Annotated in this window: 3 protein-coding genes; 1 reads left to right on the top strand and 2 read right to left on the bottom strand. The window is 68.4% G+C overall.

All coding sequences use genetic code 11. The features are described from left to right. On the bottom strand, positions 1-775 hold a 775-nt coding region (locus JWQ05_RS04065), incomplete at its 3' end, for a GntR family transcriptional regulator (protein ID WP_366944548.1). Positions 776-822: 47 nt separating this feature from the next. On the opposite strand from JWQ05_RS04065, the gene JWQ05_RS04060 reads away from it, so the two are divergent. Next, positions 823-1,782 carry a ribokinase gene (locus tag JWQ05_RS04060; RefSeq protein WP_299654858.1) on the top strand — a complete coding sequence of 320 codons (960 nt, stop codon included), beginning with the start codon at positions 823-825 and terminating at the stop codon, positions 1,780-1,782. Here JWQ05_RS04060 and JWQ05_RS04055 read toward each other — a convergent pair. Beyond that, positions 1,757-2,839 (bottom strand): helix-turn-helix transcriptional regulator (locus tag JWQ05_RS04055; RefSeq protein ID WP_299654855.1); only part of this gene is annotated, 1,083 nt, incomplete at its 5' end. The two genes, JWQ05_RS04060 and JWQ05_RS04055, sit on opposite strands and share 26 nt — an antisense overlap.

Genomic DNA, 2,839 nt, shown 5'->3' with positions numbered 1-2,839 from the left:
GGAACCGCCCCTCGACGTATGAGATCATGACCGCATGCTGATTGTATCTGGGGCGCTTGATCAGCTGGCTGGGGAGCGGCGCCGCGAAGGCGAAGATCTCGCATTCCGCTGCCGTCGGCATGGTGGCTTCCACCGTCTGATCGCATCGCACGAGGCGGCCGCCCTCTTGCTGGGCCAGGAAGGCATAGACCGAGCCGGACAGGTCTGCGCCCTCGAGGGCGGGCACCGCCCGGACGTTGTACCAGGCCACTTCGCGCGACATGGGCACACCGTCCCCGGAGCGCACGCGCGTCAATCTCAGGAAGGGTGCCGTCGAGGGCAATCCGAAGATCGAGGCGATCGAGCGGTCCTCGGTGACCACCCGCTCCAGAACGCGCGAGGACGGGATTTTCCCCAGTTCCCGCATTTCCTCGGTGAAGCCCTTGAGGCGGTCCATGCCTGGACGCACGGGCTCGGGATGACGGCGGACGAGGAAGCCCGAGCGTCCCTTCGGGACGAGGAGCTCCTCGTCGCGCAGTTCCGCGTAGGCACGCTGCACCGTCACGCGGCTCACCCCGAGCCGGTCGGCAAGCTGACGCTCCGCCGGCAGGATCACGCCCGGCGGCAGCGAGCCCGACAGGATCAGCTCCCGCAACTGCTCCTCGATCTGGCGATAGAGAGGCATCGCGGTGTCGTCGCGCAGGCGCAGCAGCGACAGGACCGAGGGGTGGTCACCGATCGCGAAACGTGGCTCACCTTCTGCGTGGCGTGTCCGATGTCCGGGGCGCTCGTCCAATCGACCTCCGGTCCTATCCTCTGAGCCGCACCACGCCAGGGTGTCCCATGCAGGTTTTCGTCGTCGGCAGCTTCGTGATCGCCTGCTCGGTCAAGGTACCACGGTTGCCGCATGCGGGAGAGTCCCTCGGAGGTTCGGCCTTCCTGGCCGAGCCCGGCGGGAAGGGCTTCAACCTCGCCCTCGCCGCGAGTCGGCTCGGCGTCGACGTGGACGGGATCTTCGCCGTCGGAGAAGACGTCTTCTCCCCGGTGGTCCTGTCGACCTTCGCGCAGGTCGGGTTTTCCGCCGCGATGCTCGTGCATCACGCCGGCTCGACCGGGGCCGGTGTCGCCTTCGTCGATCCGAAGGGCGAGAATTGTCTCGCCGTCTGCCTCGGGGCCAACCTCGCCCTCAATGCGGAGGATGTCGGCCCCTTCGCCCCGCGTCTGGCGCGCTCGGATCTCGTGGCCGCGACCTTCGAATCGCCCGACGCTCCCATTCGCGCGGCGTTCGCCCTGGCCCGGGCGCGCGGCATCCGCACCTTGCTGAATCCGTCGCCCGTGCGCCCACTCGACCCCGAAATCCTGGCGAACGTGTCGATCCTCGTCGTCAACGCCGTCGAGGCGAGCGACCTCGGGTTCGGCGCCTTCGGCGAGGCCGCCGATGCGACGACCACGACGCCCGCGATCGAGAAGCTTCTCGACGGCGGCCTCGAACTGCTCGTCGTCACGCTCGGCGAGCGCGGCGCGATCGCCTTCCGGGCGACCGCGCCGCCGCTGCATCAACCGGCCTTCGCGGTCGCGGCGATCGACACGGTGGGAGCCGGAGACGCCTTCGCGGCCGGCCTTCTCACGGGCATCCTCGCCGGCAGACCCCTTGAAGACGCGCTCCGCTACGCAGCCGCGTGCGGGGCCCTCACCACCTGTCAGTTCGGCGCGTTCCATGCCTTCCCGACCGTGGCGACGCTCGAGAAGTTCCTCGGCGCGGCGCCCGCGCCGCCGATCAGCAGCGCGCCGCCTGCCCGTTGAACATCGAGATCGATGCGACGATGCTCAGCAACTCCGCCTGGCGCTTCGTTCCCGTCTTGTTGAAGATCGATGTGAGCTGGGTGCGAACCGTGCTGGTCTGGACACCGACGCTCTCGGCATAGGATTGCAGGCGCAAGCCGCCCGCGAGCGCCTGCAGGAGACGCGATTCGGCGGGTGTCAGATCGAACAGGAGGTGCAGGAGACTGTTGTCCGGCGCCGCCGGCGCACCGACCTGAACCAGGATGAGAAGCACCGCGGACGCGTCGAAGACATCGCCGGGGTGTTTGTCGAAGCGGAGGATGTGGGCGATCAGCGCGCGTTGATCGCCATAGGTGCGCACCGGCATGGTCTGCGCCACGCTGCGGCCGCTCACGACGTTGCCGATGGCGTCCTGGAGCAGCTTGCTGTTGACCAGGCTCTTGAACATGATCCCGTTCTGACTCGCCGGAAGGATCTCGTCCCTTTCCTGCAGCTGGCTGTTCATCGTGAGCACGCGTCCGGACGCCGTCAGGACGGCGGCCGCGAGCCCGATCTGACCCAGTGCAGCCGTGGTGACGCGTGCGCGCTCGGAGCCGAACTGGGCGCTCAACTGGCACGCCCGAACCAGATGTGGCCTCACCGCATCGAGCCTCGGCAGGATGCCGGCTTCGTGCGGGCCGTGATCCGCGCGGCGTTCGGCGGTGACGATCGCGACGTCGCCCGTCGGCAGGGGAATCGTCGTCCCGACCTGCCAGAAGGGCTCGTCGACGCGACGGATCTGATCCGAATTCGGGGCGGGCATCAGGTCCACGTCGCGAACGAAACCCGGCTGAGAAATCGTGCGCCACTGCGCCGTGCGCCCGCTGCTGCGCCAGGAGGTCGACGCCGTGTGATGCCGCAGTCGGTGTTCGAGGGCGGGGGATGCGATCCAGCGCGGTCTTCCCGTCGGCGGGAGCATCATCAGCACGGCGCCGTCCGACTGCGCATAGTCTCCGAAACATTGGAGGACGTTCGGCCAGAGTTCAGGCGTGCCCGCGGCCTCGTAGATCCGGTCGATCAGGGTCTCGAGCACTGGCCT

Origin of the sequence: Methylobacterium sp., from assembly GCF_028290105.1 — a bacterium.
Classification (GTDB): Bacteria; Pseudomonadota; Alphaproteobacteria; order Rhizobiales; family Beijerinckiaceae; genus Methylobacterium.
Note: the sequence above shows the minus strand (reverse complement) of the source record. Positions and strands in the feature narration are given on the sequence as shown.